Genomic DNA, 25,056 nt, shown 5'->3' on the forward strand with positions numbered 1-25,056 from the left:
CCATGAAAGAAACAACGATTGTTTGCCGCTGTGAAGATGTAACGCTGGAAGAAGTGCGTGCGCGTATTGCCAGAGGAGAATATAATCTGGAGGAAATAAAACGTGCTTGCCGCTGCGGGATGGGACCTTGTCAGGGGAGATCCTGCACTCCGTTGATTGCAAAAGAGATTTCACTGGCAACTGGGATTCCTGTCAGTGAAATTGGACTGCCGACTTTCCGGCCATTGGTTGCACCTATTAAACTGGGCACGTTGGCAGGAGGGGCACGGCATGATTAATACGGCAGATGTCGTTGTAATTGGCGGGGGAGTTATCGGCTGTGCTACTGCCTATAACCTTGCCAAAGCGGGAGCAGGAAAGGTAGCAGTTTTAGAGAAGGGCTATCTGGCAAGCGGGGCAACGGGCCGCTGTGGAGCAGGTATGAGAATGCAGTGGGGAACAGAGACGAATTGCCTTCTTGCCCGTGAAAGCGTTAACATGCTATCTCAGCTGCCGCAAATGCTGGATGTTGATGTTGACATTGAATTTACACAAAATGGCTACTTGCTGCTTGCGTACACACCCAAAATGGTGGAACAGTTCAAGAAAAATCTAGAGTTGCAAAACTCTCTCTCCATTCCCTCCCGCTGGGTGACGCCAGAGCAGTGCCTTGATATTGTTCCAATTCTCAATACGGAAGGCTTGCTTGGCGCAACTTACTGTGCCCAGGATGGACACTGCAATCCTTTTAAAGTTACTGAGGCGTATGCGAAAGCTGCCAAGAACTTAGGAGTAGAATTTTATACGGATACAGAAGTACATGACATTTCCACAGAGGGCAGCAGAATAACAGCAGTACATACCGGCAGGGGTGCAATACACACAGATACAATTGTAAATGCTGCCGGAGGGTATGCAAAAGCTATTGGCCGTATGGCCGGAATTGAATTGCCGATTTATCCGGAAAGGCATGAAATTTTGGTTACTGAGCCGGTTGAACCTACCGTTGGTCCAATGGTAATGAGTTTTTATCACAATCTCTATTGCCAGCAAAGTCCACATGGCAGCTTTATTATGGGTGTTGGTCATCCTGATGAACCTGAGGGTTACAATATTAAATCAAGCTGGCAGTTTCTTGAGGAAATGGCGACAAAGCTGGTATCTATTATGCCACAGCTGGGAGAATTGAACGTGATTCGCCAGTGGGCTGGTCTTTATGATATGTGTCCTGACCGGACACCGATACTAGGCAGCAGCCCTCAAGTAAGCAGATTTTTTACTGCTGCCGGTTTTAGTGGCCATGGCTTTATGATTTCACCGGTTACCGGTCAACTGATGGCTGAAATGGTTCTGGGGAAACCCACTCTTTTTCCGGTCGATATGTTTGATGTCAGCCGCTTTGAGCGGGGAGAGTTATTTGTAGAACCTTCCGTAGTGTAATAAATTTTAAATTTGAATGCGTTTGAGGAGGATTTAAGAGATGAACAATGCTTATTTTCAAATTACACAACCTAAAAATGAGCCGGTGAAATCCTATATGCCGGGATCATCTGAAAGAATTGCATTAGAAGCTGAACTACAAAGGCAGTTAGAAAATCCTATTGAAATACCGATGATCATTGGTGGGAAGGAAGTTAAATCAGGGAAGAAAGCCAAAATGATTTGTCCTCATGATCATAATAAAATACTTGGCGAGTATTATATTGCGGGCGAAAAAGAACTGCTTATGGCTATTGAAGCGGCAGAGGCGGCTAAGAAAGAATGGGAGAATATGCCGTGGGAGCATCGGGCTACCATTTTCTTAAAAGCAGCCGACTTATTAACCGGAAAATACAGGGCAAAAGTAGCTGCTTCCTGCATGCTTGTACAAAGTAAGAATGCCTATCAGGCAGAAATTGACGTTATTTGCGAATTGGCTGATTTCCTTCGTTTTAATCCCTATTATGTACAGGAAATTTATAAGCAGCAGCCTGCCAATACAGACGGTGTATGGAACCGTGTCGAATACCGTCCGCTAGACGGTTTTGTAGCGGCAATTACTCCTTTTAACTTTACTTCCATTGGGGGTAATCTTTGCACTGCGCCTGCAATGGTCGGCAACACTGTCTTGTGGAAGCCTTCTTCCACAGCGGTATTATCTAACTATTATTTCATGCAAATCCTGCTGGAAGCCGGATTACCGGCGGGCGTTATTAATTTTGTTCCTTCTAGAGGCGTTGACTTTGGCAAGCTTGTCATAGGCCATCCTAATATGGCTGGTGTACATTTTACCGGCTCTACTGCAGTATTTAACGATATTTGGAAACAGGTTGCAGACAATATGAGTCAATATGCGTCCTATCCTCGCCTTGTAGGTGAAACTGGCGGCAAAGACTTCATTTTTGCTCATGAATCGGCAGATGTTGACGCTCTTGTATGTGCTATGGTCTTGGGTGCTTTTGAATATCAGGGACAAAAATGTTCGGCAGCATCCCGTGCTTATATTCCGGAAAGCCTTTGGGGCAAAGTAAGATCCGGCCTTGAAAAAGAAATTGGGAATGTAAAAATGGGTGATGCCCGTGACTTTACCAATCTAATGAATGCGGTTATTGATCAAGCATCCTTTACTAACATCAAAGGCTATCTGGACTATACCAATAGCTCCAATGACGCGCAAATCATCATAGGTGGCAAATGTGATGACAGTGTAGGTTATTTTGTAGAGCCTACCGTCATACTGGCAAAAACACCGACATATAAGACAATGGTTGAAGAAATATTTGGACCGGTACTAACTGTATACGTATACCCTGACGACAAACTGGAGGAAGCGCTGATTCAGTGCGATACAGCTACAAGTTATGGATTGACAGGGGCGGTATTCGCGCAGGATAGAGCTGCGATTATCAAGCTGGCAAAGGCATTGGATCATGCGGCAGGCAACTTTTATATTAACGATAAACCGACAGGTGCAGTAGTCGGGCAGCAGCCGTTTGGCGGCAGCCGCGGATCAGGAACCAACGATAAAGCCGGCAGTGCGATTAACTTATATCGCTGGATGAGCCAGCGCGCAATTAAAGAGACACTTGTTCCGCGTACGGTTGTCAATTATCCGTACATGATCAAGTAATGCTACGTAATCGATAATACCTGAATGACAGACCGATTAGCCTAATGCGACAAGGTTGCGCTAGGCTAATCGGTTTATTGTTGGGGTACACTATACCTATGTGTATACTCCACATGGATATGGCAAATTTGTATAAATAGTATTACACTATAGGATAAATGGTTATGTTGTAACTGAATAGTGTACTGCGATGTTAGGAGTGAGTATATGTCTTTGGAGAATTTGCCGATCCTGATTATCCTGGTCTTATCTGTAATCGGGCAGAACCAGTCTGTTTCCATTGCGGCGTCAATATTGCTGATCATTAAATTACTTGGGTTTGATAATTGGTTTCCTGTACTGGAGAATAAAGGGATAAATATTGGGATAATCATCCTTACCCTGGCCATTTTGGCACCAATAGCATCAGGCCGCATTAGTCTCAAGAATATGACGGATTCTTTAGTGACACCGGCGGGTGTACTAGCTGTGGCTATCGGAATTTTTGCAGCCTGGCTGGGAGGGAGAGGAGTAAGCTTTTTTCAACTGTCACCGGATGCAATTACTTCTCTGATTATCGGAACAATCGTAGGAGTATCTTTTTTTCAGGGAATTGCTGTAGGGCCCTTAATAGCGGCGGGGATGCTGTCGCTAGTGCTGGGACTTTATAATAAAATCGGCTCTTGACATGCAAGCAGCCTTACTACATAGGAGAAAACCATGTTTAAACGAATTTTAGTGGGAATATGCATTAGTATCGTATCGATGAGCAGTGCTTTCGCAGCCGCTCCGCAAATAGAAGCTGAAGCAGCCGTCGTTATGGCAGTTGCCGGCAGACAGGTATTGTTTGCGAAACAGGCTGATGCTATCATGTATCCGGCTAGTACAACTAAAATTACAACGTTAATAACAGCATTGGAAAAAGGTGATTTAGGCAGTACTGTCGTTGTCAGTTCACAGGCAGCCGCCTGCGATGGATCAAGCCTGGAGCTAAGAGGTGGAGATAGGCTGACGCTGCAGGAAGCCTTATATGGCATGATGCTTGTTTCCGGTAATGACGCCGCAGAGGCTGTCGCTGAAAATGTAGCAGGTTCGATACCGGAATTTGTGAAAATGATGAATGAAAGAGCAGAGAAAATTGGAGCATTCCGCACGAACTTCAGCAATCCCCATGGCTTACCGGACCCTTTTAATCACTACACAACTGCGTATGATCTTGCACTCATTACGGCCTATGGCATGCAAAATCCAACATTTTCCCGTATTGTTTCCACTCGTGATTATGATGTGCATTTTTTGAACCGGTCTAGCACGCATGTCAGGAATACCAATAAACTTCTGGCCACATTTACCGGTGCCAATGGTGTGAAAACTGGCTATACGGAAGCGGCGGGCGATTGCTTAGTTGCGGCAGCCAATCGTAAAGGGGTGGAACTGATTGCTGTTGTGCTGAACAGTGATGAACGCTGGGATGATGCTGCAAGACTTTTAAACTACGGATTTCAACAGCTAGGCTTGTAAGGCGCAGTCCGACTGCCAGTGAAGAACCTAGAGCCGGTTTTTGCTATAGATAAGCCCTAGTCCGGTTTAATATGAATCAACCTGCCCATTGTGATATTACCAATCTATTACTATAATGGATATCAATACTTTGTCGGATTACCGATAAAGCAATAGTTATAATTTGAGGAGGTGAACCCTATTCTCTCTGCTTAAAGGGAGATAGGAATTTATTGGATCCTGCGTCTACCTTGTTTAATTTATTGTTTGTAATTGTGCTGGTGTTATTGAATGGTTTCTTTGTGGCAGCTGAATTTGCGATGGTTAAGGTCAGAGGTACCCGTATTGATACCTTGGTGAGCGAGGGAAATACCAGAGCGAAATATGCAAAAAAGCTCGTAGATCATCTAGATGCGTATTTGTCAGCATGCCAGTTAGGCATAACCCTTGCATCATTAGGGTTGGGCTGGATTGGTGAACCGGCGATTGCTGATTTGATTGAACCAATTATGACGGACTTAGGTTTTTCCGCTCAGGTAGTGCATACCGTTTCATTTGCAATTGCCTTTTCAGTGATTACGGCCTTGCATATTATTTTGGGTGAATTAGCACCTAAATCATTGGCAATACAAAAAGCAGACAGTGTTACACTATGGACATCAGTTCCCTTAATTGCTTTTTATAAACTTATGTATCCGGCGATATGGTTGCTAAATACGATTGCCAATTGGATTCTCCGTTTAGCTGGTATACAAACGGCCAATGAGCACGAGGCCGCACATACGGAGCAGGAAATTCGCATTCTCATGGAAGAAAGCCACAAGCAAGGGTTTATCAATAAAACAGAGCTCACTTTTGTTGACAATATTTTTGAATTCGCTGAGCGCAATGCGCGGGAAGTAATGATACCACGGACTGACATGGTCTGCTTATATGCAGAAGACACTTTTGCTGACAATTTAAATAAAGCAATTGAAGAAGAATTGACCCGCTATCCTGTATGTGACCCCGATAAAGATAACATTATTGGTTTCATACATATAAAAGATCTTTTAAAAGCCGTAGTGCAGGAGAAAAACCCTGATATTCGCAATATGGTAAGAGACGTAATTGCTATTCCTGAATCTATGCAAATTAGTGATTTGCTGAAGATCCTGCAAAAGGAACGTTCTCAGGTGGCCCTTGTGGTTGACGAGTACGGTGGAACAGCCGGACTAGTCACAATTGAAGATATTTTAGAAGAAATTGTTGGTGAAATTCAAGACGAGTTTGATGAAGAACGGCCATTAGTGGAAATACGTGAAGGCAATGCCTATTCTGTGGACGGCAAAATGCTGATTGCAGAAGTAAGTGATATAGTAGGCCTTAAACTTGATTCTGAGGATTTCGACACAATTGGAGGTTGGGTTTATTCCAGAGTAGGAATTGAACCACACGTTGGGCAGAAGATCTTTTACGAAGATTATCAATTTGTAATTGAAGAAATTAATCATATGCGGATTAACCGTATTTTGATACGTAAAATAGAAAATGATGAAGAGGCGTATCAGCTTGAATAGGGCGGTACCATTTCCTGAGGAAAACGTTAGATGGGGGTAAGAATGATGCAAAGATCTTCAACAGAGTCTAAACTAGTAATTAGTGAAGTTATGATGCCTAGTCAGGCTAATGTGGCAGGGAACATACACGGCGGAGAAATTATTAAGCTGATGGATTCGACGGCGTATGCCGCTGCCCGCAGATATGCCCGCTCTAACGTTGTCACAGCAAGAGTTGATGAACTGGAATTTCATCTTCCCATTTTTATTGGTGATTTGGTTATCTGCTCAGCGCAGGTTGTGTATGCTGGCAAATCTTCTATGGAAGTAGCTGTTACTGTTGAAGTAGAGGATTTAGAATACGAAGGTCGTAAAAAGGCACTGTCAGCCTTCTTTACAATGGTTTCGCTAGATAAAAAAGGCCGCCCCAATATGGTGCCGGAGCTTCTGCTTGATACGCCTGAAGAGAAACTGGCCTTCGAAGAGGGCAAAAAGAGATATGAATTATATAAAGCAAAAAAAGCGCAAAAGAGCAAAAGTTGATAATTGCTGCATTAACATCTGTTTATAAACAAAGGCCTGAATGTTTACTTTCGTAAATATTCAGGCCTTCTTATTCTGTGAAGATCAAGGAATGATTTTTTGGTAGCCGAGAATATCCAAACGCTGACCAAACTTTTTTCCCACTTCTTTGTAATGAGCACATTTTGTGTACCCGTTCTTTTCAAATAAGCGGATACTGGCCTCGTTTTGCCCACATATAGTCGCTACAAGCGTATGCAGCGGCTGGGTTCTTGCATATTCCTCAATATGAGAAAGTGCTAAGCTGCCAAGTCCTTTTGTCTTGCAGGAAGGATCCAAATAAATGGTTACTTCGGCCGTCTCATCGTAAGCTTCTCTGGGCTTGTGCCGGGTTAGCAGCACATAGCCGCTAACCCTGTTTTTATCTAATAACACAAAGGTCTTATACTTGGGATCAGGTGAGCAGACCATTTCTTTCATTTCGCTACGGGTCAATGGCTGCGTATGAAAAGTAGCAGTTGTATACAGTACGTAGTGTGTATAAATTTGCAGTACATCCTCAAGATAATCTTCCGTCATTTCAGTAAAGTAGTAGTTGTTCATGACGATCATTCCTCCTAACAAATCGTGTTTTCGACAAAACCGTGTAAACTCCTTGTACGCTTATTAGTGTAATGTTATAATCGAATATGCTTATTAAGCAGGGAGTTGTGTAACTTCTCTGCTTTGCCCGAATCGGCTGTGACGGTATCTGGCAGGATTTTAACTGTAGGTTAAAAAATATATAAAGATAATAAATAGGAGTAAGTTACGATGCAACGACAGGATCTGGTCATCAGCCTAATCGTGATTATTGTATGGGGTCTCAATTTTATTGCCATTAAAGTGGGTTTGCAAGATATGCCTCCCCTCATGCTAGGGACGATGCGTTTTTTATTTGCTACATTTCCTGCTTTGTTTTTTCTGCCTCGCCCGCCGGTTGCCTGGTCCTGGCTAATTATTCTAGGCTTAACAATCAATGTGGGGCAGTTTTCTTTTCTGTTTTGGGGAATGCAAGCAGGCATGCCTGCTGGCCTGGCCTCGTTAGTCATGCAGTCACAGGCTTTTTTTACATTGCTTGTGGCAGTTGTCTGGCTTGGTGAAAAGTGGCAGTTCAATCATGTTATCGGACTAATTTTATCAGTCTGTGGTATGGCGATCATTGGTTCTGAACAGGGGGGCAATATGACCGTCATTGGCTTTGGCCTGACGCTGGCCGCTGCGGCCTGCTGGGGGACCGGCAATGTAATTATGCGCCGGGCCACAATTGGCGTTCCGCCATTTTCCATGTTGTCTTTAGTTGTATGGGCAGGAGCCGTTGCTATTATACCGCTGGCATTGCTGTCCTGGTTTATAGAGGGTCAGGCTGTGTGGGCGGCCGTCTTGCGTGCTCCTTCATGGAAGAGTTTCGGAGCCGTTATTTACTTAGCTTTTTTTGCCACACTCATTGGCTATGGTTTGTGGGCGAAATTGCTTTCCCGTTATCCTGCTGCCGTAGTAGCGCCTTTAGCGCTGCTTGTACCCATTGTTGGTATGAGTAGTTCCTCGTTAGTATTGGGAGAACAGATCTCTCTTTGGCAGACTGCAGGTGCTGTATTAATTATGGTCGGTTTATTGATCCATGTTATCGGTGACCGCTGGCTCGGCCGCAGGCCGCAGAAAACGAATAATCCATGAAGAAAAGGGAGGTCTTACTTGTGAATCGGCTTTTTGAAATTCAAGTGAAACTATTAAATAAAATCAATACATGCGAAGATAACAGTTCCAGAGATCACTCTTTAGATTGGGAACGAATTCACCTGGTCAGCTGTGCAAAGGTCGGTGAATTGCTTGCTCTGAAAAGGGGCGAAAATGCGGAGCTTGCAGCGATCGCTTGTTCAATTCATGATTATGGCCGTATTTTAAGTGGAAAACAAAATAATCATGCTGAAGAGGGCTACGGACCAGCAAAAGAATTTCTTGCAGAGACCGGCTATTTCAATGAAGAAGAAACAGAAATGCTGTCTCAAGCAGTAAGAAATCATAGCAGCAAAGAAAAAGTTGGTACATGGCTGGAGGAAATTGTTAAAGATGCAGATGTGCTTGATTGCTATCAGTATGGCCTGCCCTTAGAACGGGAAGAGCAGCGCAAGCGGTTAAGTTTTATTGTTAAAGAACTGGTTGGGTAAGTGAAAAACATTGCCTAATATGCTATTTTTTTACAAAATACAGCAGGAAATCGCAAGAAAATTAGCGAAAATAGCTAAAAAATAATAAGTATTTATAAAAATTAAATAGGTGTTGTTGCAAATTAAAATACCCGTTATAGGGACAACAAAGTGTGGGATGGCAAATGTGGCAAAAAGGATGGATTGTGACAGTATGCGTAACCATTATCCAGCTTATGGTGTCGACGTTTCCCTGTACTGTTTTTGCAATCAATAAAAATCCGAACATTCTTATAATTAATTCGTATGATCGTAATATGCCATGGACTGACAATGAGACTATAGGAATAATCAATACGTATAATCAGGCTGGTATTGAACCTGCATTTTATATTGAATATCTCGATTGGAAGAATAGTCCCAATCCGGATAATATATCGCTTTTCTATCAGATTTTTAAAAGTAAATATGCACAGCGGCCAATTGATATTGTTATGACTACAGATGATAAGGCGCTGGAATTTGCTTTGAACTACCAGACTGAGCTTTTTCATAATGCGCCAATTGTTTTTTGTGGAGTTTATCCTGCATCAGCAGAGAAAATGGCTGCAGGGCGGAGCAATGTTACCGGTGTATATGAAATTATGGACGTTGAAGGCACGCTCAAGCTTATGAATGGTTTAACTCCGGATTTAGAGCAGCTTTATTTGATTTATGATAATACGGAAAGTGGGTTGGCCGCGCGAGAATTGCTTGAATCGGCGGTTCATAAGCAAAAACTCCCCTTGTCGGTAGTACATATGAATGATTTCAGCTATCAGGAGATTAACAGGCAGCTATTAAGTGCTCCTGACAATAGCGCGGTTCTTATCGCAACCTACAGTCGGGACGCTGCAGGAACAAATATGGATTTAACCCGTTATGCACAGATGTTCAGCCAAAATAGCCGCATTCCCATATATATATTATATGATTTTAATGTAGGTGTAGGCACTGTTGGCGGAAGTGTCGTGAGCGGCCTTCAGCAAGGAAAACATGCTGCTGAGCTTGGTATGCGAATTTTCCAGGGTGAGCAGCCGTCTGATATTGCGCCGGTTAGTCCGGCTAATGGCGTCGTGACAGTGGATTATCAGCAGCTTGAGAGGCTGAAACTGCCGGTCAGCAAAATACCGCCTAACAGTGTCATCATTAATAATCCCCTGACGTTCTATGAAACAAATAAAGAAATAATCTGGTCAGTAATATGTGCATTTTGGGTATTAATCTTCTATATTGTTGTGCTTATTGGCAACATTAAGCGACGAAAAACGGCAGAAGTAAATTTGAAACGAAATAATGAGGAAATAACAGCGCTTTACGAAGAAGTGCTGGCCTCTCAGGATGAACTGCAGCACCAATACCAACAGACTGCTAATGTCCGTGATGCTTTGGGTAAGAGCGAAGAACGATACAAATTATCCGTTGAGGGAGCTAATGATGGTCTATGGGACTGGGATATCATCAGGGATGAAGTATATTTTTCTGATCGCTGCTGTGAACTTTTGGCGATTAGTTCCAACCAGCTCCAGGGATTCAGACAATTCTTACAGGAGAAAATCCCGCAAGGAGAATTGTCTCTGGTACTAGCGCAGCTGGATGAACATCTTTCAGGAGAATCGGCATATTTTGTATTAGAGGAGAAAATGAATACTGCCCACGGTCATACATGGCTGTTGCTGAGGGGAAAGGCACTGATTGACTCCAGTGGTCGGCCTCTCAGAATGGCTGGGTCGCTCACCGATATTACGGACAGGAAGTCACATGAGGCAAAAATAAATTATTTGGCCTATCATGATTCTCTTACCGGCTTAGCCAACAGGGCGGCCTTAGAGAAAGAATTAGAAGATTTACTGGATCACTACCCTGCAAGCCAGTCAGGGGCATTGCTCTTTATTGATATCGATAACTTTAAGGTCATCAATGATACATTTGGTCATTCATACGGTGATAAAATGCTTGTTGTAATGGGAAACCTGCTTGCTGACAGCAGTAAGGGAGTAGGTTCTGTTTTCCGAATGGGCGGCGATGAGTTCGTTCTTTTACTAAAGTCCGTGGAAGATCAACAGTGTCCTGCGCGCCTTGCTCAAACAATACAGGATGTGCTTAGCGTTCCGCTCCAGATTAATGAAAAGAATTTTGATGTTACGTTAAGTATTGGGGTAACAATCTTTCCACAAGATGGGTCTTCAAAAGAAGAATTGTTGAAGAATGCTGATTTGGCAATGTACCAAGCCAAAGTTCAGGGAAAAAATAAATGTATATTCTTTGATAGAATGATGGAGAAGGCTGTATTGGAGAAAGTGCTGCTGGAACGGAGCTTGCGGGAGGCTATTGTCAATGATGAGCTGCGGCTATGGTATCAGCCTTTTGTTGAAGTATCTACAGGAAAAATTATTGGCTTTGAGGCTCTGATCAGATGGTATAACCCGGAAAAGGGCCTTGTTATGCCGACACAATTTATTGACCTAGCGGAGGAAACCGGTTTAATTATACCGATCGGACAACATATACTGCGCAATGCCTGCCGTTTTATTGTTGCTTTACGGCAGGAAGGGTATGAGAACCTTAAAGTGACGGTAAACCTTTCAATTGTGCAATTAATGCAAAGTGATTTTGTTCAGTCAGTCCGCAACATTATGGAGGAAACGGGTGCTGCTCCCGAGTGGATAGGTCTGGAGATAACCGAAGGTATTCTGATGGAATCAATTGAGGCGAATATCGATAAGCTTAGATTAATTAAAGACATAGGAATGGGTATTTATCTCGATGATTTCGGAACAGGATATTCTTCCCTGAACTACCTGAAAAAATTGCCAATAGATGTTGTGAAAATTGATAAGTCTTTTATTGATGATCTGATAAGCAAAGAGAGCGAAAAACAATTGACAGAAGTCATTATACGGCTAGCGCACCAGCTCGGCATCAAAACAGTGGCTGAGGGCGTAGAAACCCAGGCGCAATTGGAACAGCTCACTCAGTATCACTGTGATGTCGTACAGGGCTACTTATTCAGCAAGCCTGTACCTGAACGTGAAGTTCGTGATTTATTACATACTAATGAGAAACTGCTCAGGGAATTGCAATAGGGTGTCACAGGATGTAGAAGATTTGCGAATATATGCTAAGGGGGAGTTGTTTTGAACGCTTTTAGTTTTGGAATTTCTACTAAAGTAGTTTTTGGCCGTGATGTTGTAAAAAATCTTGCTCCAATCTGTAAAGACAAGGGCTTTACAAAAATTCTCGTGATAACAGGGCGGACATCTACCAAAAATTCACCTCATTTGCAGGCGCTGCTGGAGCAATTGGAGCAGACAGGAATTCAGGTTCAGTTATTTTCAGAAGTTGAGGCTGATCCCAGTGTAGAAACTGTAGAACAAGGAGTTTGTATACTGCAGGAGTTTCAGGCTGATGCAATGATAGCCTTTGGCGGGGGGAGTCCAATGGATGCTGCTAAGTCAATCAATATGGTCAATGCCAATGGCGGCTCAATTCGGGACTACCTCTACGGCAGACGGACAATTACAAAAAGTGGAATTCCTTTAATCTGTATACCTACTACAGCCGGTACCGGCAGCGAGGTGACGGCTGCAGCTGTTACTACAGATAAGCAAAAACAGCAAAAGATCGGTGTATCACATGAATTAATGATGCCGCTTTTAGCAATTGTTGATCCGGTGATACATACTAGTATGCCCTCTGGTGTGACGGCAGCAACTGGTATTGATGCCCTGACTCATGCGGTAGAGGCCTATGTTGCCGTAAGAGCGAATCCCATAACCGATGGTCTTGCCATACAGGCGGTGAAGCTTATCGGCAGTAATTTACTAACTGCTTATTCACATGGAGATGATTTAGAAGCACGCAGTAATATGGCCTTAGCGAGTCTAATGGCTGGAGCAGCTTTTACGAATGCTGGTTTGGGAGCCGTTCATGGCATCGCACATCCCATAGGTGCCCAATTCGGTATATCTCATGGTGTAGCTAATGGGATTATGTTACCATATGTTTTGGATTATTATTGGCAGGCAGGCAATGAAAAGCTTCGGGATATTGCGGTGGCACTAGGAGAAGATATTTATCAGCTGCCCGATAAAGAAGCGCAAAGGCGTGCTATAGTAGCAGTTAATACGCTGAAAAAAGATCTTGCTATACCAGCTACACTTGCAGATGTGCAAATTCCTGCGGATGCCTTAGAATGCATTTGTGCTGATGCTGCAACATACAGACTTTTGGCAAATAGCCCTCGCCAGTTGGCAATAGACGATTTACGAATCATTGTTGCAAATGCATTTGGGAACCATTAAAAAATAAAGACCGCTTATCATCTGAACGTACAACAGAGCGAGATGATAAGCGGTCTTTATTTTTTAACGTATAAATATCCATGCTCTTGAAGGAGACATAATCAGTTGAAATCGATGTATTATCATTTGAATGAGCGATATTGACAGTAAGTTACAATACTTGATAAAACTTGCTATGTAAAGTAAAAAGGAGAATTATGGAAAATAGCGAATGGATTATTAACAAATAGATTAACTGTAAGGTAGAAAGTATACAAATTATATAAATGATTATATAGTATTATATTCAACTTATTACTAGGTAGTGAGGGGTTATAATGAATAACGTGATGATGCTAAACAAAAGAACTCCTATTGAAGATGCGGTTAAACGGTCAAACTGTGATTTAAAAATGTTAGTACAGGCGTTGCAGGCTTCGGTGCAAAAAAGAGATAAGGCGGCGCTGCTTCAAGAGATCTGCCGCATTATAGTTGAGACAGGCGGCTACAAATTAGCCTGGGTGGGAAATGTCGAGACCGATAGAAAGAAAACCGTCTGCCCCATTGCTTCCTGGGGGGAAGAAGAGGGCTACTTAGCTTCAATGATGGTGACGTGGGCGGATGATACTCCTAACGGATATGGACCGATTGGCGTTGCTCTGCGCAGGCGTCAGGCTGTAATTGTACGGAACATAAAGCAGGAGTGTTCCTATGAACCATGGCGCAGCGGGGCAATTAAGCGAGGATTTCAATCGGCGATTGCTTTACCGATATGTATTGAAGAGGTGCCGTCTGCCATTCTTGTCGTGTATGCAGCTCAGCCGGAGGCTTTTGATCAGGAGGCAGGAAATATGTTAGTCAGCCTTGCTGATAATCTTGGACATGCATTGCTGTCTTTACGATGTCAGGCTATTTCTCCAAACTCCAAAGAATTTGAGAGGCTGGCTCGGCTGGACTTGATTGGACAAATGGCAGCATCAGTAGGACATGAGGTCCGTAATCCCATGACTACCGTACGTGGCTTCCTGCAAGTGCTGCTAGCAAAGGAAGCGACCGCCTCCAATAAGGAATTTTTTCATATTATGATAGATGAGTTGGATAGAGCCAATTGCATCATTAGCGAATTTTTATCTTTAGCTAAAGACAAACCCGAAAAGCGAATGGTTAAGTCATTAAACGGGATACTGGAAGCGATGTATCCTTTGCTGAATGCAGAAGCAATTAAAAATGATCAGCTTATTTTCTATGAATTGTGCAACATACCGTTATTGCTGTTAGATGAAAGTGAAATTCGGCAGCTGTTTTTAAATTTAGTAAAAAATGCAATGGAAGCGATGCCTAAAAAGGGTGTCGTTAAAATCCGAACTTATTTTTGCAACCAGTCTGTTATATTGGAAGTTGCCGATAACGGCGTTGGTATCCCGAAACATGTGTTGAATCAACTGGGGACTCCCTTTTTTACTACAAAAGAGAGTGGGACAGGCCTTGGATTGCCGGTCTGCTACGGGATTGCCTTTCGGCATAATGCTGCCATTGATATTAAGACAAATGAAGCGGGAACAACTTTTCAGGTTAAGTTTTCAATCAAAGAAGTACTAGAAAGAACAGTAAGTTAGATCAAAATAGAGCTAACAACAGCTATATTGTAATAATGTAATAAAATACAGGAATTAAGCGTTATTATGGAGAAAATAATCAATAGCAGTAAGTTCTAGTGGAGGAGGATAGTTTCGTAAAGCTGCGGGAGTCACTGCTTCAGCGATTGCAGCACACGAACCAGAAAAAAATAATTGAAGATGTTGGTATGTATGTTATTGCATAACCAATATTGGGAGGTTGCTAATGGCGAAAAAAAATCGAACAATACAGGAAATCAAAAGATACGTAATGCTTTTTATTGGCTCAATTATTACCGCAGTTGGGCTGGAAATTTTCTTGGTGCCTAACAACATCATTGACGGCGGTATTGTTGGTATTTCTATTATGGCAAGCTATCTTACTGGCATGCCTTTAAGTTTATTTTTAGTTGTATTAAATATACCGTTTATTTATTTGGGATATAAGCAGATTGGCAAAACTTTTGCCCTGTCAACCTTGTTTTCGATTGCGTCACTGTCGTACTGGACCCATGTTTTTCATCCTATTCCTGGAGTAACAAACGATTTATTTTTAGCAGCCGTTTTTGGCGGAATCATTGTTGGCCTGGGAGTTGGAATGATTATCCGCTTTGGTGGTTCACTCGATGGTACTGAAATTGTAGCAATTATCTTTGACAGATGGACGAGTTTTTCTGTCGGTGAAATTGTAATGTTCCTTAATCTCTTTATTTTATCAAGTGCCGGCCTTGTATTTACCTTAGATAAAGCAATGTATTCCCTTGTTGCTTATTTTATTATCTTTAAGGTAATGGATATTGTCATAGAGGGTCTTGATGAATCAAAAGCAGCTATGATTGTATCAGACAAACCGGATGAAATTGCTGATGCCTTGTTAGCTCGATTAGGACGGGGCGTAACGATTCTTCATGGCGAGGGCGGTTATACAAAAGAGCGAAAAAATGTGCTCTATGCAGTAATTACTCGACTTGAAATGGCTAAATTGAAATCTATTGTGGATGAGATAGACGAAAATGCATTTTTGACAATTAATGATGTACACGAAGTCATGGGTGGCAAGTTTAAAAAGAAAGCAATCCATTAGCTTCATAGTGTAGAGTGCTATTTCATCAGTGAATATAAAAGCCTGCATGCCGAATTAAACCGGTATGCAGGCTTTTCAGCTATAAAAGAAAAGCTGCCTAACAGGCAGCCGATGGTAATGAAGCAACTAGGTAAGTTTTGCACTAAAGGGTGTCATTTTTCGAATAGAACGCCAGTTAGTAATCGTTAATATTTCTCCCTCGGCTGTTCGCACGAGCGGATTGAGGTTTAAGAAATGACCAGTATAGACAATTTCAACTTCCCGGCCATCTTCTAATTGCAGTTTATTTCCTATTATGAAGGTGCAGAAGTTAGTAAGAAATGTGGTGCATATTTCGGTATCTAGCTTAGAATACATATCTTTTGCCAGTTCTTCTGCAGCTGCAAAAGGATTGAACTTTTCTGAGTGCTCCCGATCTGCGGTCATCGCGCAATAAATATCAGCGATAGCTACAATCCGGGCAAACCGATGGACTTTGTCATCTCTGAAGCGGCCAGGATAACCGCTTCCGTCTAAGCGCTCATGATGTTGAAGAATACCAAATTTTACGGTCGGAGGGATATTAGGAAGATCGTTCAGCAAACGATAACTGTAAGTGGCGTGTAATTTAACAAGTTCCATTTCTTTGGGAGTTAATTTGCCTGTTTTATTAATAACGTCTTGAGGAATCTGTGTTTTACCAATGTCATGGAGCAAGCCGGTTAATATTAACGCAGAAATTTCTTCCTCACTACTGCCCATCCATTTTCCAATAAGACCACTTAATAGCCCCACATTAATGGAATGGTTATATAGATAATCACTTTTGGGGCGGTCAATATTCAAGAAGTTGGCAGCAGAATGGGTATTAACTAAAGGGCTAAGATGATTGGCTGCTATATTCTCAAAAATCTGCATAGGAACTTTGCCGTATTTTTCAATGGTGTGAAAGCTGGACTTGATTTGTTCAACGGCTTGATTTAGCAGCTCCAGGCTTTTTGAATCTAAGGTAATTTCGGTGCTTTGTTGGAGTATTGTTTCCTTGATGCCTACCGATTCGACACCAAGCCTGGAAAGATGGTCTAAAAGTGCTTTATTTAAGACGGTTCCCTCAGCCAACAGTACGGTACCTTTCTGGTTTAAAACCGGTTGACCAAGTTCCATTCCAGGTGTAAGTTGGTTAACGTTATAAAGCTGTGTTACTGATGTCATTATGTTAACAGCTCCTTCCCGCAATACTGTCTCTTATATCAATTACTCTATATGGTACTGTAAACCGGATTAAGAAACAATCGGATGAATGTCCTGCTTTTGACCTAATTTAGCAGGACCATCCCCAATTTATCAATGTGGTTTGTCAAAAGATAACTGGAGTAAATTGATTTTTATGATAAAATGAAAATAAATACAGGAGAAGAAGTATGTGTATAACTACAACACCGCAGCCTCCTTATTATGCTGTTATTTTTACCTCTCAGCGGTCTGAAGGAGATCAGGGGTATGGTAACATGGCGGAAAAGATGATGAAGCTTGCAGCCCGGCAAGAGGGATTTATTGGTGCTGAAAGTGTTAGAGATGCTGGCGGCATGGGGATTACGGTTTCCTATTGGTGTTCGATCGAGGCTGTCGAGCAGTTTAAGAACCAATCGCTCCATGTTGAAGCCCAACGTGAGGGGAAGACCTGTTGGTATAGTGAGTTTGGATTGAGGGTCTGCAAAGTTGAACGAGACACCTTTTTTATAGGTTAGCTCGTTTAAAATAAATGACCTACAGGCACATTTTGCTTGTAGGTCATTTATGTAGATCGCTAGTGAATACTGATTATTGGAGTGTAGTGGATGAAACAAAAATGGATGACTGCCTTACGCGTAATTTCCTGCGGTTGGCTGGCTTTTCTTTGTTCTTTTATTGACCGTCTTTCCTGGCCGCCGATCATCCCAATGGCTGCTGGTGAATTGGGCTTGACAGCTGCTGAGGCCGGTGGGTTTATGAGTGCTTTCTTCTTAGGATATTTACTTACGCAGCTTCCGGGCGGGATGCTGGCAGACCGGTGGGGCAGCCGTAAAGTGCTGCTGTACTCTCTCTTTCTGATGGGGATATTTACAATCGGACTTGCGCTGACGACCGGCTTTTTGCAGGGGATTACTTTACGCTTTCTAGCCGGTTTTGGCTCCGGTGCTGTGTTGGCTGCTGCAGTAAAAGGAGTTTACGATCATGTCAGCGCCGAGCACCGGGCAATGGCGATGGGATTGTTTATGACATCGGCTCCCTTAGGGCTGCTCCTGGCTAATATACTATCACCACTAATTGCGTCACAATATGGCTGGCGCTCGTCTTTTTTATTAGCTGGAAGTATTACATTAGCTGCTTTTGCCTTAGCATGGATGATATTACCACGTCGATCTGAGCTTAGAATTGTATCTGCTGCAGGAAAAAAGGGGTTAAAGTTTGAATTAAAAGATATGTTAACTAATCGAGATCTAATGCTGACAGCAGCAGCGGGTTTTTTTGCCATGTGGGGTACCTGGGGAACTTTGACCTGGGCTAACGCTTATATGCATCATGGTTTGGGACTGTCATTACAGCAGTCTGGTCAGACCATGGCGCTTTTTGGTCTAGGAGCCTTAATTGGTCAGCCTGTAGTTGGCTGGCTGTCTGATCGCTTCCGGCAGCGCCGCCGTCAGACTGGCATGATAATTTTAGCTTTTTTTGCTGTATTACTGTGGCTGTTCGGTAGAAATCAGGATGTGCAATATTTGGTTGTATTGGCGCCTTTGCTGGGGGCAGGAGCTTTTGTTTTTGGCCCGGTGCTCAATACATTTATAAGTGAATTAGTTGCAGCACGCCATGTAGCAACAGCAATTGGTTTCTGTAATGGGATTTGGCAGGTGGGATCGTTGATTTCACCGGTTACTGCCGGCATGGTGCTAGACCGTACAGGCAGTTATTTAGGAGCTTTTTCAATTTTAGCAGTAGGGCCTCTACTGGCGGTGGGGTTGCTTGCTTGCGTAAGAACAAATGGAGTTGTACGTAGTCGCTAAGTTATTACCTAAGAGAGCAAGTAATCCAACAGTAAGCTTAGAGACAACGTGAGCCCCAATAAGGTGTTGGTTTGTGCGGTTGCTACCATAGCCGGCATTAAAGCTTCGGGAGTTGTATTGCGGCGAAATCCGCGAATGGCTGCAAATGCTTTTGGCAGGCTGATAAGGGTTAACAAGCTCCATAGCCCGGTAATACCGGTACACATTAGCATAAGTATCCAAAGATAGGATAGAGTAAACATATACATAAGGCAGGTAGTCGCGGCTTTTTTTCCCAGTAAAATGGCTAGCGTTTTTCTGCCATGTTGTTTATCGCCATCTAAATCACGGATATTGTTCGCCATTAAAATAGCGCCAATTAAGATGGAAGTGGGAATAGAGACCAGGACACACTCGCTTGTGACAGTACCTGTTTGCAGAAAAAAGGAAATACTAATTATGATGAGTCCCATGCAAGTGCCTGAGACTACTTCTCCCAGTGGAGTCGCTGAGATCGGGTAAGGACCACCTGAATAGAAATAACCGACAGCACCGCAGCAAAGTCCAATAGGTAAAAGCCACCAACTGCTTTGCTGGCAAATATATATACCCAATAAAAATGCCCCGGCCAGGGTATATTGAGAAAGGGTCAGTATTGTGGCTGGCGCAATTCCATCTCTGACAATAGTACCGCCAATGCCGATCGAGGCTTCGGTATCCAACCCGTTTTTATAATCAAAATACTCGTTAAACATATTAGTTGCAATCTGAATCAGCATGCTTGCAAAGAGCATGGCGAGAAACAAAGGTAACTGAAAACTGCTGATGGGCAGCGCTAATGCAGTGCCAATAGCTACAGGGACAAAGGAAGCAGTTAATGTATGAGGGCGGAGTAAATTCCACCAAATCATCCAGTTTGTTTTTGAAGACGTCATTAGCTCAGATTGATTGTTTTTTATTTGTATTTCCATACCTACTCTCCTTTCCTTCCTTATCGTAACCGATCTCTTACTGTGGGTAAATGCTTTTTGTCAAAATAAATTAATCTCCAAATCGATCACGGTATGAGTAATAATTTTGCCGGAAATAAATATTTAGAGGTTTTTTTATTGAGAAATGGAATAAACTAGAAAAATAAGCAATGGTGCTCCGTGCTAGTGGGAGGATGTAAGATGAGAGAAATTCTACTATACCATAAGAAGTCGCTAACTGTAACAGTTTTATTGGTAGCGGCTATGATATTATTTTGGCAGTTTTTTGCAATGTGGATCGGCAAGACCATTCAAAATACTCTTGTTCAAAGAGTAGAACAACAATTGACAGGGCGGCTGGAAGTTGGAGATATTGACTTGACGTTATCGGGGCGAGTCAGAGTCCGCAATATTTTTCTTTACGATCAACAAGGCAATTTATTAGCGAAGATCCCGGTTATGAAAATGCTGTACCGCTGGACGGATCTGACGGGTGGCAGCTTGGGCCTGGCGCAGGTGGAGAATGTAACAGTGCAGGGAAGCGAGATTTGGCTGACAGAGGAAAACGGTAAGTTTAATTGGGATGGGTTATTACATAGTCAACCGTCAGGAGAACAAAATTTTCATAGTAAGATTGAGTTTGAATCAGGCAAATTTCATCTGCAATCCGGTCAAATAGGTAAAACGGTAGAGGATGTTAAAGGATCACTTGCTTTTGTTAACTCTCCCGATATGGAAGTGAATCTGCAAGGTAAAGTAACTCAATCGGTAATAAATGTACAAGGTCATTGGGGCAAGACGCCGGGAGAACTAACTCTTAAGACTAGCGCAGTTGAACTAAATGACTTGAGTGAGTTATTTTCAAGTTTACCACTTAGTTATGTTGATGGAGGAAGGCTTGAAAACTTAACGGTAGTGGCAGCTCAAGACGAGCAAAAGGCACTGCATATAAAAGCACAAGGGGATTTTGCAGGGCTGAATATTGCTGGAAAGTTAAATATTCGTGACGGTCAAGGAAAGTTTACCGGTGACGCAGGCGGAATTCAGTTTAGTGAAGTGGCCATGCTGTTGTATGGGCAACAGGCAGTGGGGCAGGGGACTATTGACTTTAAAGATAATAAAAAGGCGCTTAATATGAGCTTTACGCTGCCTGATGCTGATCCGGCAGCGCTTGTTACCGGGCTGACGGCACAGCGTCCGCTAGCTGTTCAGATTCAGATAAGCGGGCAGTTGATGGAACCGGAGATTAAGGGGGCATTTAGTTTGCCCCAGATTAGCTTCACTGGTATGGCTGTTGATGCGGTAAGCGGAAGTTTTCATTTCCGCGATAACCAGATTGCTTTGCAGGATGTGAAAGGTACTTTCCAACAAGGCCAACTTACTGCTGCCGGAGCGGTATATGTGGATAATCAAAGCTATGAATTGGATGTAAGCGGAAGCAATCTGGAGAGTTCGCGGCTGACAGATAAAGATGTGCAGGGACCGCTTAGTTTTACCGGTCATGTTAGTGGCCGGGGTGAAGAGGCTATTACTAAAGGAAACTTTGCCATACATAATGGTAAAGCCTATGGCATAACGTTTCAGCAGCTTACCGGCTTTTTTGTTAAGCGTGGTACGGCAATGGAATTGTCGGACTTAGCAGTGAGGACAGCTTTTGGAACCTTCTACCCTGAACAGTTGAGCCAGGAAGTACTGGACAGACTGAAAAAGAATGAAATGCCTGCAGCAGAAGAAGAATTAAAACGGGCTGTAGCTGAAAAACTTATTAAGCAGATTTTCCGTTAATAAAGTTAAAGAATCCAGCAGGGCTCTTAAGAAGAGTCTGCTGGATTCTTTTTTCCTGAATTTATACGACTGCAATAGTAGGCAAATATGTTTCTCTAAGCAATAGAGAATTCTAAACTGCTGGCTTTGAAGATTCAGATTGTCCCGGCTTTAGGTTTTGCAGCTGCGACAGAAGCATACCTGTAAGCATAAGTGCAGAACCAATGATTTCCTGTAAGCCTAGGTGCTCGTTGATAAGCAGATAACCACCGATTGCAGCAAAAACAGTTTCCAGGCTGAGAATAATAGCGGCATGTGAAGGGGAAGCATTTTTTTGACCAACTATTTGCAGCGTGTAGGCGATTCCTACCGAGCAAATACCACCGTACAAAATAGGCGTGCTTGCCTGGAGCAAGCTGCTAATGGTAATGGTCTCGATCCAAAGCGCAACTGCAAGGCTAAAGGCAGCACAGGTGGCGAATTGAAAGAAGGCTAGTCGCAGGGTATTTACTTTACTGGCGAAATGATCAATTAAGAGAATATGAATAGCCCAGAAGAAAGCTCCAATAAGTTCCAAAATATCTCCGTACGAAATGGAAAAGTTTTCTTTAACGCATAGAAAATACAAACCGGCTACGGCAAACAGTGAACCACCCCAGGTCCAGGGGTGAATGTGCTGTTTAATAAAAATGCCTAAAATGGGGACTAGTACGATATATAGGCATGTAATGAAAGCCGCTTTGCCTGCTGTAGTGTATATCAGACCAATTTGCTGTAATGAAGCGGCAATAAAAAGAACAGTACCTGCCAAAAAACCAGCGCGAGCATCCAATCGATAGCTTTGACCTGTTGTTTCTGCTTGGGATGATGAAGGCTTATAAAAAAACAGCAGCGGTAGCAGTGAGAGGCTTCCCAGCACAAATCGCACGCCGTTAAAGGTATAGGGTCCTACATAGTCCATGCCTACTCTTTGGGCAACAAATGCCAATCCCCAAATTGCGGCAGCCAGTAATAATAATAGATTTGACTTTAGCTTCATAAGTGAACTCCTTTGTTAAATGATACTATAACAATGCCTTTATTGTATGTCATTTTCAGCATTTGAGCAACCCCAATCTATGCGGGGAGGACAGGTTGCTCATAAGGATAGACAAGCGCTGTATCTTATTATAGGATTTTTTTGACAGCCGTATTGATTATTTTATGGGACTCTCGCACTGTCAAAAAAAATAGTAATTCGCTCTTCATTGCGAATTACTATTTGGGCATTATTTTAGCAACCGGTTTTTTCTACTTTTGTTTGTTTTTTTAAAAAATCAGAATAACAGAAGATCGTTTAAGGGTTGAAAACTTCAGTGAAGAAATCCTTCATTGCCTCAAAAGATCGTTTATCTGTCTGGCGGTTGTAAGCGGGAGAACTGGGGTTGGTAAAATTATGTGCTGCTCCGCTGTAAACATTAAGCTGCCAATCTACTCCTGCTTTGCGCATTTCGTCCTCAAAGGCAGTGATTTGCGATGGGGGAACCACCGGGTCTTCAGCTCCGTGCAATATGAGTACTTTCGTATGAATGGCGTTAGATTCACCGGAGGTATCAAGATTACCATGAAAGCTGACTACACCTGCAATTTTGGCGCCACTTCGAGCTAACTCTAATACGGTCATACCGCCAAAACAATAGCCAATAGCTCCCAGTTTGTCCGTATCTGTCAGAGGATGATTGCGCAGTATATCCAGTCCGGCATTAACCCGCAGGCGTAGCAGTAAACGGTCATTTTTAAGTTCGCCAGATATTTTTGCTGCCTCTTTGTTGTCGGCAGGGCGAATGTTTTTTCCGTAGATATCTGGAGCAAAAGCAACGTAACCTAAGCTAGCCAACTGTTGTGCCCGTGCGCGTACGTAAGAGCCTACGCCTGTCCAGTCGTGTACGACAAGAACTCCCGCTCGTTTACCCTTTATCGAATCGTCATAGGCCAGATAGCCTTCCATTACGGTATCACCCTGTTTGTACTCAATGATCTCACTGCGAATCTGGGCTGAAACAGAGGAAAAGCTTACGGATATTAGTACTAGAAAAATAAGCAAAATACGCATGGAATATGACCTCCTCATTATTTAGTAACTAGTTATAAACCAGTTCCATAATCAGGAAAGATTTCCTGCAAATTGAATAATTATTATTAATTAATATGTTGAATTTGGAAGAAAACAAAAAACGCAGAGCAAAAGTACACATTAAAAGTAAATATCTGGGGGAATGAAGGATGACTCAGTATTATGTAAGTAAGTCCGAAGCTAGGGAGGAAGGTTTTAAATGCACTGCCTGCGGTGCTACTTGGTCAGTTCAAGAAACGAAAAGTGGTGTATGTCCATCCTGTGGTTATACTTGTAATGCGTATGTCTGCCAGGTGGTTGATCCGACCCCGAAAGAAAACCCAAGTGCCGTTCAACACAGTGAACAGCACTTGGATAGTACTGGATATAAATGCACTGCTTGCGGTCATGTGTGGAAAACCAAGGACATAAAGGATAACTGCCCCTCATGCGGATATGCCTGAAATGCGTATGTTTGCAATCGGGTACCTACCCAAGACAAAGAATAGAATATATATAGGCCTGCAGTTTAGCTGCAGGCCTATATATATTCTATTCTCGCCTGGAAACAGAGCCATTTAAATAAAGGGTGAATTGGTTCGGTTTTACTCCGGCAACGCCAGTAGCACCCGTGCACCGATATCGCCGGTGTTTCCCTTAATGCCAGTGGACCCAGTAGTGCCGGAAGAATATATCGTTGGGCAAATAGGTAAGTATAATTTATTGTCAATAAGTAATATCCTATTTATTTGTGCAAATGTTGTACAAATAGGGTCTGAGGAAGAAAATAAGGCCCTCGGAATTCCTAACGGAAGAATCGAGGGCTAAAAAGCAATTTAAGAACTTTATTACTTTATGCGAGTTGAGTGATAACAAGGTGCGCTGAAACAGGCCTTGTTCCTCCGGCTAATGGCGTAATTGTTAATGCTGTTGAATTGCCAGCAGGATTTCGTACAGTGAGTATTGAGTTGATGACTGTCGTAGTCACAAGAACTAAACCTACTATCTGAGAAGTACCTGTTGCTCGCCCGTCTACCGTATAGGCTAGGTCAGCGCCATTGAGAGTTAAAATTAGCTGGCCTGCCTCGGTTACACTTACTTGAAACAGGACCTGATAAGTTCCGATTGCAGCTAAGTTAAAGCTGCTAGGACCAGTACGGGCGATAGTAGTCCCGCTAGTAGGTCCATCTTGTGGGAAACTTACGTCTGTACCTGGAGCAACTGTTGCAGCATTATCGGGAGGCATCAATGCAAAAAAATCTGCAAAACCTAATACTCCTCCTGTAGCACCAGTAGCTCCAGTAACGCCCGTAGCACCTGTAGCGCCGGTGGCTCCGGTAGTGCCAGTAGCTCCGGTAGTGCCAGTAGCTCCGGTAGTGCCAGTAGCTCCGGTAG

Annotated in this window: 22 protein-coding genes; 16 read left to right on the plus strand and 6 right to left on the minus strand. The window is 42.9% G+C overall.

Annotation, left to right across the window (positions count from 1 at the left end):
* Nucleotides 1–2: 2 nt before the first annotated feature.
* The 7 genes from RTR76_RS16815 to RTR76_RS16845 all read left to right on the plus strand — a co-directional run bounded on the left by RTR76_RS16815 (nt 3) and on the right by RTR76_RS16845 (nt 6,648).
* Nucleotides 3–278, plus strand: coding sequence for a (2Fe-2S)-binding protein (locus tag RTR76_RS16815; RefSeq protein ID WP_312522870.1), 276 nt, complete (start codon nt 3–5; stop codon nt 276–278).
* A complete protein-coding gene (locus RTR76_RS16820; RefSeq protein ID WP_312522876.1) occupies nt 271–1,419 on the plus strand; it encodes an FAD-binding oxidoreductase in 1,149 nt (382 codons plus the stop codon). The genes RTR76_RS16815 and RTR76_RS16820 overlap by 8 nt, the downstream gene beginning before the upstream one ends.
* Nucleotides 1,420–1,459: 40 nt before the next feature.
* Nucleotides 1,460–3,088, plus strand: a complete 1,629-nt coding sequence (gene pruA / locus RTR76_RS16825) for an L-glutamate gamma-semialdehyde dehydrogenase (RefSeq protein WP_312522880.1) — start codon at nt 1,460–1,462, stop codon at nt 3,086–3,088.
* A 207-nt stretch (nt 3,089–3,295) separates the two neighbouring features.
* On the plus strand, nt 3,296–3,754 hold the full coding sequence (locus tag RTR76_RS16830) for a DUF441 domain-containing protein (RefSeq protein ID WP_312522881.1): 459 nt from the start codon (nt 3,296–3,298) through the stop codon (nt 3,752–3,754).
* A 33-nt stretch (nt 3,755–3,787) separates the two neighbouring features.
* The gene (locus RTR76_RS16835) at nt 3,788–4,588 is read left to right on the plus strand and encodes a D-alanyl-D-alanine carboxypeptidase family protein (protein ID WP_312522883.1); all 801 of its coding nucleotides are present in this window, start codon (nt 3,788–3,790) and stop codon (nt 4,586–4,588) included.
* A gap of 212 nt (nt 4,589–4,800) precedes the next feature.
* Nucleotides 4,801–6,126 carry a hemolysin family protein gene (locus tag RTR76_RS16840; protein ID WP_312522885.1) on the plus strand — a complete coding sequence of 442 codons (1,326 nt, stop codon included), beginning with the start codon at nt 4,801–4,803 and terminating at the stop codon, nt 6,124–6,126.
* A gap of 42 nt (nt 6,127–6,168) precedes the next feature.
* Nucleotides 6,169–6,648 (plus strand): acyl-CoA thioesterase, encoded by a 480-nt coding sequence (locus RTR76_RS16845; protein WP_312522887.1) that lies wholly within the window; start codon nt 6,169–6,171, stop codon nt 6,646–6,648.
* 84 nt (nt 6,649–6,732) lie between these two features.
* Here RTR76_RS16845 and RTR76_RS16850 read toward each other — a convergent pair whose 3' ends face one another.
* Nucleotides 6,733–7,230 (minus strand): N-acetyltransferase family protein, encoded by a 498-nt coding sequence (locus RTR76_RS16850; protein WP_312522888.1) that lies wholly within the window; start codon nt 7,228–7,230, stop codon nt 6,733–6,735.
* Nucleotides 7,231–7,440: 210 nt separating this feature from the next.
* Here RTR76_RS16850 and RTR76_RS16855 point away from each other — a divergent pair, with 210 nt between their 5' ends.
* From RTR76_RS16855 to RTR76_RS16880, 6 genes are all read left to right on the plus strand, one after another.
* Entirely contained in the window at nt 7,441–8,343 is a 903-nt protein-coding gene (locus RTR76_RS16855) for an EamA family transporter (RefSeq protein WP_312522890.1), read from the plus strand.
* Nucleotides 8,344–8,363: 20 nt separating this feature from the next.
* Complete coding sequence (locus RTR76_RS16860; RefSeq protein WP_312522892.1) at nt 8,364–8,834, plus strand: HD domain-containing protein; 471 nt, start codon at nt 8,364–8,366, stop codon at nt 8,832–8,834.
* A gap of 164 nt (nt 8,835–8,998) precedes the next feature.
* Nucleotides 8,999–11,938, plus strand: a complete 2,940-nt coding sequence (locus RTR76_RS16865; protein ID WP_312522894.1) for an ABC transporter substrate binding protein — start codon at nt 8,999–9,001, stop codon at nt 11,936–11,938.
* 51 nt (nt 11,939–11,989) lie between these two features.
* On the plus strand, nt 11,990–13,156 hold the full coding sequence (locus RTR76_RS16870) for an iron-containing alcohol dehydrogenase (RefSeq protein ID WP_312522895.1): 1,167 nt from the start codon (nt 11,990–11,992) through the stop codon (nt 13,154–13,156).
* A 317-nt stretch (nt 13,157–13,473) separates the two neighbouring features.
* The gene (locus RTR76_RS16875; protein ID WP_312522904.1) at nt 13,474–14,751 is read left to right on the plus strand and encodes an ATP-binding protein; all 1,278 of its coding nucleotides are present in this window, start codon (nt 13,474–13,476) and stop codon (nt 14,749–14,751) included.
* Between the two features lie 226 nt (nt 14,752–14,977).
* On the plus strand, nt 14,978–15,835 hold the full coding sequence (locus tag RTR76_RS16880; protein WP_312522908.1) for a YitT family protein: 858 nt from the start codon (nt 14,978–14,980) through the stop codon (nt 15,833–15,835).
* Nucleotides 15,836–15,961: 126 nt separating this feature from the next.
* On the opposite strand, the gene RTR76_RS16885 is transcribed toward RTR76_RS16880, so the two are convergent.
* Nucleotides 15,962–17,026, minus strand: a complete 1,065-nt coding sequence (locus tag RTR76_RS16885; RefSeq protein ID WP_312522913.1) for an HD-GYP domain-containing protein — start codon at nt 17,024–17,026, stop codon at nt 15,962–15,964.
* A gap of 209 nt (nt 17,027–17,235) precedes the next feature.
* Here RTR76_RS16885 and RTR76_RS16890 point away from each other — a divergent pair, with 209 nt between their 5' ends.
* Nucleotides 17,236–17,562: an antibiotic biosynthesis monooxygenase gene (locus RTR76_RS16890; protein WP_312522915.1), complete on the plus strand. Its 327-nt coding sequence runs from the start codon at nt 17,236–17,238 to the stop codon at nt 17,560–17,562.
* Between the two features lie 90 nt (nt 17,563–17,652).
* Nucleotides 17,653–18,855 carry an MFS transporter gene (locus tag RTR76_RS16895; RefSeq protein ID WP_312522917.1) on the plus strand — a complete coding sequence of 401 codons (1,203 nt, stop codon included), beginning with the start codon at nt 17,653–17,655 and terminating at the stop codon, nt 18,853–18,855.
* Between the two features lie 8 nt (nt 18,856–18,863).
* On the opposite strand, the gene RTR76_RS16900 is transcribed toward RTR76_RS16895, so the two are convergent.
* The gene (locus tag RTR76_RS16900; protein ID WP_312522919.1) at nt 18,864–19,805 is read right to left on the minus strand and encodes a 1,4-dihydroxy-2-naphthoate polyprenyltransferase; all 942 of its coding nucleotides are present in this window, start codon (nt 19,803–19,805) and stop codon (nt 18,864–18,866) included.
* 201 nt (nt 19,806–20,006) lie between these two features.
* Between RTR76_RS16900 and RTR76_RS16905 the strand changes: the two genes are divergently transcribed.
* Nucleotides 20,007–21,590, plus strand: a complete 1,584-nt coding sequence (locus tag RTR76_RS16905; protein ID WP_312522921.1) for a hypothetical protein — start codon at nt 20,007–20,009, stop codon at nt 21,588–21,590.
* Nucleotides 21,591–21,702: 112 nt separating this feature from the next.
* Here the strand turns inward: RTR76_RS16905 and RTR76_RS16910 are convergent, their stop codons facing one another.
* From RTR76_RS16910 to RTR76_RS16920, 3 genes are all read right to left on the minus strand, one after another.
* The gene (locus RTR76_RS16910) at nt 21,703–22,608 is read right to left on the minus strand and encodes a DMT family transporter (protein WP_312522922.1); all 906 of its coding nucleotides are present in this window, start codon (nt 22,606–22,608) and stop codon (nt 21,703–21,705) included.
* 297 nt (nt 22,609–22,905) lie between these two features.
* Nucleotides 22,906–23,661 (minus strand): dienelactone hydrolase family protein, encoded by a 756-nt coding sequence (locus RTR76_RS16915; protein ID WP_312522924.1) that lies wholly within the window; start codon nt 23,659–23,661, stop codon nt 22,906–22,908.
* Nucleotides 23,662–24,514: 853 nt separating this feature from the next.
* A partial coding sequence (locus RTR76_RS16920) for a hypothetical protein (RefSeq protein WP_312522926.1) occupies nt 24,515–25,056 on the minus strand: 542 nt, incomplete at its 5' end.

It is taken from the genome of Anaerospora sp. (assembly GCF_032013335.1).
Taxonomy (GTDB): Bacteria; Bacillota; Negativicutes; order Sporomusales; family DSM-15969; genus Anaerospora.

Excerpts from the sequence above, each read along its gene's own strand:
- RTR76_RS16915 (WP_312522924.1), bottom strand. The coding sequence starts at position 23,661 with ATGCGTATTTTGCTTATTTTTCTAGTACTAATATCCGTAAGCTTTTCC.
- RTR76_RS16910 (WP_312522922.1), bottom strand. The coding sequence starts at position 22,608 with ATGAAGCTAAAGTCAAATCTATTATTATTACTGGCTGCCGCAATTTGG.
- RTR76_RS16855 (WP_312522890.1), top strand. The coding sequence starts at position 7,441 with ATGCAACGACAGGATCTGGTCATCAGCCTAATCGTGATTATTGTATGG.
- RTR76_RS16865 (WP_312522894.1), top strand. The coding sequence starts at position 8,999 with ATGTGGCAAAAAGGATGGATTGTGACAGTATGCGTAACCATTATCCAG.
- RTR76_RS16815 (WP_312522870.1), top strand. The coding sequence starts at position 3 with ATGAAAGAAACAACGATTGTTTGCCGCTGTGAAGATGTAACGCTGGAA.
- RTR76_RS16850 (WP_312522888.1), bottom strand. The coding sequence starts at position 7,230 with ATGAACAACTACTACTTTACTGAAATGACGGAAGATTATCTTGAGGAT.
- RTR76_RS16900 (WP_312522919.1), bottom strand. The coding sequence starts at position 19,805 with ATGGAAATACAAATAAAAAACAATCAATCTGAGCTAATGACGTCTTCA.
- RTR76_RS16875 (WP_312522904.1), top strand. The coding sequence starts at position 13,474 with ATGAATAACGTGATGATGCTAAACAAAAGAACTCCTATTGAAGATGCG.
- RTR76_RS16880 (WP_312522908.1), top strand. The coding sequence starts at position 14,978 with ATGGCGAAAAAAAATCGAACAATACAGGAAATCAAAAGATACGTAATG.
- RTR76_RS16905 (WP_312522921.1), top strand. The coding sequence starts at position 20,007 with ATGAGAGAAATTCTACTATACCATAAGAAGTCGCTAACTGTAACAGTT.
- pruA (WP_312522880.1), top strand. The coding sequence starts at position 1,460 with ATGAACAATGCTTATTTTCAAATTACACAACCTAAAAATGAGCCGGTG.
- RTR76_RS16835 (WP_312522883.1), top strand. The coding sequence starts at position 3,788 with ATGTTTAAACGAATTTTAGTGGGAATATGCATTAGTATCGTATCGATG.
- RTR76_RS16845 (WP_312522887.1), top strand. The coding sequence starts at position 6,169 with ATGATGCAAAGATCTTCAACAGAGTCTAAACTAGTAATTAGTGAAGTT.
- RTR76_RS16820 (WP_312522876.1), top strand. The coding sequence starts at position 271 with ATGATTAATACGGCAGATGTCGTTGTAATTGGCGGGGGAGTTATCGGC.
- RTR76_RS16830 (WP_312522881.1), top strand. The coding sequence starts at position 3,296 with ATGTCTTTGGAGAATTTGCCGATCCTGATTATCCTGGTCTTATCTGTA.
- RTR76_RS16895 (WP_312522917.1), top strand. The coding sequence starts at position 17,653 with ATGAAACAAAAATGGATGACTGCCTTACGCGTAATTTCCTGCGGTTGG.
- RTR76_RS16890 (WP_312522915.1), top strand. The coding sequence starts at position 17,236 with ATGTGTATAACTACAACACCGCAGCCTCCTTATTATGCTGTTATTTTT.
- RTR76_RS16885 (WP_312522913.1), bottom strand. The coding sequence starts at position 17,026 with ATGACATCAGTAACACAGCTTTATAACGTTAACCAACTTACACCTGGA.